This window comes from Rickettsiales bacterium (assembly GCA_029252805.1).
In the GTDB taxonomy this organism is placed as follows: domain Bacteria; phylum Pseudomonadota; class Alphaproteobacteria; order Rickettsiales; family JALZUV01; genus JALZUV01.
On record JAQXAR010000017.1, the window covers coordinates 1 to 6,154 of the forward strand.

The following is a 6,154-nucleotide window of genomic DNA, read 5'->3' on the forward strand; positions in this document are numbered from 1 at the left end:
ATCAGATAGTGAAGAATAGATAATAGTTGTCTATGATAGAAGAGAGAGGGTCTTAGGGCTTTCTCTCTTTTTTGTTTTATAAAAACATTAGAGGTTTTTTATCGATATTATATTAAGAGACAGAGAATTAAAGTTTAATTTATATTAATGGTAATGAGAGTTATTTCAACTGCTTTCTTCAACCCAGAGTTTTAATAACTTTCCTTCTTCTTCAATATTTATGACCGCATGGATGCGCAACTCACGCTCTTCATAAAGAATACGCCAATCCGACTCGATATCATCGCGATAGCGCAAATAGACAAAATGGGTCACCGCCTCACGCAGACCCTCATGCCGGCTTTCTTCACGCCCTGAACGGGGTCGAATATCAGCCCATACTTCATCGATTAGCACCCATGTTGCGAGCGTATCTTCCACATCGCCATCGACACGAAGAAAGAGCTTAATTTCAGCCAAAGTAAGCGGCTCAGACGCTGGCGGGGTTACCAACACCGCCCGTCGAGGGGGATAATTTGTCATAAGAGTCTCCAGAGTAGTTTTTCACCCCCACTCGCCCTACTGGGTTCGCAATGGGCAACAGTTTGCTTGCGGATAGTTTTAGATTCGTTCGGCATATCCGTGGGCGATGAGATAATGGCCGCAATAGCGGCTCACCTCATAGACCTGCCCTTTACGCAACAAGCACAGGCGCACGCCTTGCGGCGACATCCAACGAGTGCTTCGCATTTTGATATTCATAAGATTATTTCATTGCCTGCACGCGCCCTAGTGGGTTCGCGATGGGCGACACTTCATTTGCTCAGGGCCGGCTCGTCTACTGACTCGCTCCTGACCCTAAAATTTTACTCTTTATAGGTGATAATTAAACGCGACCTTTTTGCGCTTCAAGTTCTTGCAACTTCGCCTCGGCAGCTTTTTCTTTTTCTAGCACATCAAGCTCACGGAACGTCGCGCTCAAACCGGCAGCAAAACCAACGAAATCAGGTAAATTCACATTCACGATTGAAAAGGCAAACGACTTGCCTATTTCATCGCGACGTTTTTCGTTTCCTGCTTTAACGGGCCATTTATTAATGAGACCTTTAATTCCCATACGCGCATCGCGCGCTTGCCTCGCAAATACCATAGGAATACCAATCATAGCGCCAATACCAGCAACCGAATCAATCATTTGTGTTTTGAATACCTTGTCCCCGCCCAAGTTAATGTCCAATCGTTCATCCATCAAATTACGCACCGCAATGGTGGAAAGGATATTCGTTAAGCCCATCGCAATAAACTGCGTCAAAGTGCCTGCTTGAATTGAATGCTTACTGGTATTATTTTTCTTTTCCGCCTTCATTAACTTGCCATTTTTATTGTATTCAATACCGCTATAGCGCTTCGTATTTTGATAATCATCATAATCCATAAAGCCCTTCCAAGCCCTGGCACGCAAGTAATTAGGCCCTTTCTCAGGAGCGCCTCCCGTATAGTTTTTCGCACTATTATTAAACACTTTGACCATAGACTTTTCCCAGTTTTTTACGGTTTTAGGCTTATGGTTTTTGAACCAATAACCCGCCACAGCCGTCAAACACATACTGACAACTTGCGCCGTGCCTGCTGCAAACACAACACGGCCTTTTTTCGATTTCGGAGCGATCTTTTCTAAAAATGTTTTAGGCTTCGTGTCTTCTTCCGACGGCTCGACAACATGATTCACGGCCCAGTCGCTTTTCGCCACTTTGCTCGTGAATTTCTTTTCTGTTTCTAAGTCTGTCGTCATTTACACATAATACTCCACCCTTATTGTACCTAAATAAGGATGTGAGCAGTGTTAAGGTTTTATGACAGTTACCCACGCAAACAAGACCAACAAGCCATTTCAGGCTTCATATCAAGAGAGCAGGCCCCGCAAGGAAACATCATCTTTCGCGAGCCCGGCAGACCGAGCAGCGACAATTATCAATTAACCTTCGTCTGGAGATTCAATGCTACCAGCAATGGTTCCTGCACTATCTTTGTCAGGAATATCAATCATTTGCTCATGATTGAAGCCATATTCATCTTCCATTTTCTTACGAACTTCAGCGGAAGGTTCTCCTTCGCCTGATTCAATGATCACACCGTGATCCTCTGGATAGAACATGCCGCTCTCTTGAGCTGCCATAAATTCTTCCAATTTATCCGCACGTACAGCTACATAGGCGTAGATGCCATTTCCATCCGGGCTTTCACCACGAACCAATAATATGCAAACCGTTTTTTCGGTTACTTCCTCTTGTGAGGGCGAAGATTCAGCCACGTACACTCTCCTAATAAGTCATAATAGTTAACCATTAAGATAACTTATCCACAGGACGGGTCAAGTGACAAGGCTATTACAACGCAACTAAGCGGAGAAATAGGGCAGATAGTGCCCTATTTCCCTCAGAGAGCGTAATCCGTTTATGCCGCCAATTTCAGCAATTTAAGTGCATCAAAGTTCACGACATCACCGCCCACACGCTTTGTTGTGTAGAATTTCACGAAAGGTTTATCGGTAAATGGGTCGCGCAACGTGCGAATACCAATACGATCGACAATTGTGTATGCGCGGCTGAAATCGCCAATCGCAACCGATAGGCTATCAGTTGCCGCCACCGGCATATCGGTCGCCTGACGCACCGGAACCCCCAACAGCGTATCATCCGCACCGGCAATCAGACCGGGCTGCCATAGATATTGCTCAGATGTCGCATCCTTGAGCAACCGCGCCGCTTGCACGACTGTACGATTCATCAAGAACGTCGCACGGGTCGCATAATCTTCCTGCAAGCTATAATAGAGCTTCACAAGAGCATCCGCCGTTAATGCGCCATCAATGCCAGAATCGATCTGCTCAATCTGCCCCAGCTTGTCCCGGCGGCGTAAGAGAGGATACCCGTTGGCTGCCCCACCCCATCACCGCTGATGAAGGCCGAGTTTTCAAGACGGGTGAAGACCTCCGATACTTTATCCGAAAGCCATAGCTCAATATCAATCGCCGAGTCATCGACCAGCTTTTGCGTCGCTTTTGGCTGCGCATAGAGCTCATGCACGGGGATTGTTTTCTTGGCCACTTGCGGCGTATTGGTATCTGAAACTGCACCAGTTTCGGTCGTCCAACCAGCCGCTGCTTCATCGTAATCCTGTACGATTTCGAGTGCATCGGTCGAGATTTTCTCTACATTTACCAACCCACGCATCGGTGAGAACTCGTGAATCGCTTTGACGATATTTTCAGCCATGGCAGGCGTTACGGTGTACCCGCCATCCGCATCCGACCCGACAGAGAGCGCTTTACTCTCTAGAGTTTCGAGGCCGGCATCCATGCCTTTGCGCAAATAAGTCGTAAACGCTTTCTTATACTGACCGGCGTAAGGGGTATCCACCTTATAGGCATCGCCCGCAACCGCAGGACGGTTCACCGCCGTTTCCAACGCATGCATACGTGACTTATGGTGATCCAATGCATGGTTAATTTTCGTCAGATGTTCTTGGTAAAGCGGATCGGCGTTGCCTTTACGCTCGACCTCGTCGAGACGTTGATTATTCACCTGCTTAAACTGCTCCCATGCAGTGCCAAGCTGGCTCACTTGTTCCGTAATATGGTTTAAAGTCATAGGGGTACTCCTAAGTTGAGGGTTATTTAATTGCGCCCTAGCGCGGCGATGGCCGCTTCGACGGGCTATTGGTTGCGCCAATGCTCATAGCTGGCTCGTCTACTAACTCGCTCTATGCTTCATGAAAAACAGAAGTTAAATGAGAGTCTGCATTGCCCTTGAAAGCACATCACTCAACGCCACCATTTGGCTTGGCGGCAGGGGACGACTGTCTTTAACGACGGTAATACTGGCCTCCTCATTCGCGGGAAAGGTCACGAGGCTTACTTCGAACAAATCCACTTTTAACAAATGACGCACGCCGGTTTCAGGGTCGATACGGTAGCTCACCGGGCGATAGCCGATACTTAAGCCTTCCAGCACCCCCGCTTTCACGAGATCATACGCCTCACGTCCGCGCTGCACAGAAAGCAGCAAGCGCCCTTCTATATAAAGACCATTATCATCTTCAAATAAACGCTCGACATGGCCAATCGGCTCTTGCATTTGATGCTGCCAAAGCAGCTTAATTTCGCTTACCGGCTTATCGCGTAGCGTCGCTAAGAATGCGCCACGTTCGACCCTATCCTGCTGGTTATCAACCATCCCAAACACGCTAGCATAGCCGGCAAAGCGGCCCTGTTCATCAAGTGATTTAAGCTCGATCGGTGCGGTAATGTGCTTCATATTCATAAGACCTCTCAATTATGACAATTGCGTGACAATCACCCGCAAGCAATTGCTCTCTCTAGATTTCTGCTATCTTTGCGTCGATTTTTGTATTTACTTTTTATACAATACGCATCCTTTTTAGGACGCCCCCGATTTTTTTCACCTATTTCACATCCCTCACAACAAAGAGGGAAACATTATGAATATCGAAAAAACAATAGCCATTCTGTTGTTCATGATCAGCGCAGCACTATTAATTAATGGGTTATCTGCCATTGACCCCCAAGTTTACCTTGGACTTGGAGTTATTCTGTTAGGATTTTTATGGAAAACAGAACCCGTGATTAAAATAGCGATTTGTATAATAGGAATCTCCTTGCTTGCGTCACAAAGCATCCAAGGAGAATGGCAATTTGAGACTAACAAGATCATTTCAACTTTAGTTGGAATACTGTTAGGCTTAATTGCGCTTACCCTATGGAAGAAGCCCATTTAAGAAAAGAGAAGGAGACCTAAAGCCGATGCAAATCGTTTAGAAGGTCCTTCTCTTTTTTATATTCTTTTTCGCCCATCCCAACCAATGCTCGTTTTTCGTCATCGCTTAAGAAGCTTGCTGACTCGACACGTTTCCACAGCTTTTCCTGTCGCAACGAAAGCGCCGAGACGCCATCCATATCAAGCGCCAATTCCAGTTTTCCCGGATAATATCCAGCGAGCCAGCCATTCATGCCATCAGTCACCTGCTGCATGAGCGGGATGATGGTTTGCTCCCATAAGCCCAAACGCGCCTCTGCTAGGTTTGAATAGGTATTATCGCCGGGAATGCCCAGCAATTGCGGTGGCACACCGAACGCCAGTGCGATATCGCGGGCGGCGGAATGTTTGGCGCTAATATAATCCATCTCACGCGGACTTAGGCTCATTTCTTTCCATTCCAACCCACCTTCTAGCAAGAGCGGACGACCGGCATTGGCCGCGCCGGAAAATTGCTCATCCACCTGTTGTTTGATGCGGTAATATTGATCCTCGCTTAAGCGTCCGGGGGAATCGCCTTGGGTTTTAACAATCAACGCGCCGGAAGGCCGCGCCGCATTCTGCATCAGTGACTGGTTCCAACTATTGGCCTGATTATGCATGTCGATGCTATAGGCCGCAGCCTCCATCGGCGACAAGCCGTAATAATCATTCAACGGATGAAACGCTTTTAGGTGAAAAACCCGCGAACGCTGCGTGACCGGATGCACCGGATAATCCGTCATGTGATTGCCCACCGTATGGCGATAAGCCGCCGGATAGCCGTTCTTGCCGCTAATAATGGACATTCTATCGGGGCGCAACAAATGCAGCTCCGACGGCGCTTCATCATCCGGCCCGACGGCCAGAATATACGCATTGCCCGAAATTAACCGGTAGCTCACTAATGCCTCGATAAAGGCACGGCCAGAGATCCCCCCTTGTGGCGCCTTTAGCAGAGAAAGCAGCGGATGTTGCGACAATGCGCAACGCGCGTGACCTTCACCGCCGCAATCAAATAGTTTAAAATCGATACTCGCCGCACCTGAAGCCACCAGGTTAATCGCACGATGCGCGATCACGTTACGCACATAGCCCTCATCGGCAAACGGTTGATAGCGCCGCTCCGACCAGACCGGCTGACCGGGATTGTGCAAATAGGCTTGCAAAGCCGGTTTTTTTCGCCTTGATTGCAGATAAAGGTACGGCTGGCTGTTTCAGCCATGATTGAAAAGTTTTAAGCATAGAGGGAAATCCATTTGAGGTTTCATCCGCTCACAGTTTTGTGAGCCTATAATTAAGAAATAGGGGCTGACACCTAACATTTAAATTGTTAGGAGTTATTGATGTATATAAAGCAT

9 protein-coding genes are annotated in these 6,154 nt (G+C 47.6%); 1 reads left to right on the top strand and 8 read right to left on the bottom strand.

Annotated elements, in window-relative coordinates:
* Positions 1-165 precede the first annotated feature (165 nt).
* The 7 genes from P8P30_03865 to P8P30_03895 all read right to left on the bottom strand — a co-directional run bounded on the left by P8P30_03865 (position 166) and on the right by P8P30_03895 (position 4,301).
* Complete coding sequence (locus P8P30_03865) at positions 166-522, bottom strand: phage head closure protein (protein ID MDG1286684.1); 357 nt, start codon at positions 520-522, stop codon at positions 166-168.
* A 78-nt stretch (positions 523-600) separates the two neighbouring features.
* Positions 601-729 carry a hypothetical protein gene (locus tag P8P30_03870; protein MDG1286685.1) on the bottom strand — a complete coding sequence of 43 codons (129 nt, stop codon included), beginning with the start codon at positions 727-729 and terminating at the stop codon, positions 601-603.
* Positions 730-865: 136 nt separating this feature from the next.
* A complete protein-coding gene (locus tag P8P30_03875) occupies positions 866-1,771 on the bottom strand; it encodes a hypothetical protein (protein ID MDG1286686.1) in 906 nt (301 codons plus the stop codon).
* A gap of 183 nt (positions 1,772-1,954) precedes the next feature.
* The gene (locus tag P8P30_03880; GenBank protein MDG1286687.1) at positions 1,955-2,290 is read right to left on the bottom strand and encodes a hypothetical protein; all 336 of its coding nucleotides are present in this window, start codon (positions 2,288-2,290) and stop codon (positions 1,955-1,957) included.
* A gap of 143 nt (positions 2,291-2,433) precedes the next feature.
* Positions 2,434-2,820 (bottom strand): phage major capsid protein, encoded by a 387-nt coding sequence (locus tag P8P30_03885; protein ID MDG1286688.1) that lies wholly within the window; start codon positions 2,818-2,820, stop codon positions 2,434-2,436.
* Positions 2,821-2,834: 14 nt separating this feature from the next.
* Positions 2,835-3,629 carry a phage major capsid protein gene (locus P8P30_03890; protein ID MDG1286689.1) on the bottom strand — a complete coding sequence of 265 codons (795 nt, stop codon included), beginning with the start codon at positions 3,627-3,629 and terminating at the stop codon, positions 2,835-2,837.
* 135 nt (positions 3,630-3,764) lie between these two features.
* Positions 3,765-4,301, bottom strand: a complete 537-nt coding sequence (locus P8P30_03895) for an HK97 family phage prohead protease (GenBank protein ID MDG1286690.1) — start codon at positions 4,299-4,301, stop codon at positions 3,765-3,767.
* A gap of 178 nt (positions 4,302-4,479) precedes the next feature.
* Here P8P30_03895 and P8P30_03900 point away from each other — a divergent pair, with 178 nt between their 5' ends.
* Positions 4,480-4,776: a hypothetical protein gene (locus P8P30_03900; protein MDG1286691.1), complete on the top strand. Its 297-nt coding sequence runs from the start codon at positions 4,480-4,482 to the stop codon at positions 4,774-4,776.
* A 16-nt stretch (positions 4,777-4,792) separates the two neighbouring features.
* Here P8P30_03900 and P8P30_03905 read toward each other — a convergent pair whose 3' ends face one another.
* Entirely contained in the window at positions 4,793-5,962 is a 1,170-nt protein-coding gene (locus tag P8P30_03905) for a phage portal protein (GenBank protein ID MDG1286692.1), read from the bottom strand.
* Between the last annotated feature and the right edge of the window lie 192 nt (positions 5,963-6,154).

What these genes read in the sequence shown, in the direction of transcription:
- P8P30_03900 (MDG1286691.1), top strand. Translation starts at nt 4,480, where the DNA reads ATGAATATCGAAAAAACAATAGCCATTCTGTTGTTCATGATCAGCGCA.
- P8P30_03865 (MDG1286684.1), bottom strand. Translation starts at nt 522, where the DNA reads ATGACAAATTATCCCCCTCGACGGGCGGTGTTGGTAACCCCGCCAGCG.
- P8P30_03870 (MDG1286685.1), bottom strand. Translation starts at nt 729, where the DNA reads ATGCGAAGCACTCGTTGGATGTCGCCGCAAGGCGTGCGCCTGTGCTTG.
- P8P30_03895 (MDG1286690.1), bottom strand. Translation starts at nt 4,301, where the DNA reads ATGAATATGAAGCACATTACCGCACCGATCGAGCTTAAATCACTTGAT.
- P8P30_03875 (MDG1286686.1), bottom strand. Translation starts at nt 1,771, where the DNA reads ATGACGACAGACTTAGAAACAGAAAAGAAATTCACGAGCAAAGTGGCG.
- P8P30_03890 (MDG1286689.1), bottom strand. Translation starts at nt 3,629, where the DNA reads ATGACTTTAAACCATATTACGGAACAAGTGAGCCAGCTTGGCACTGCA.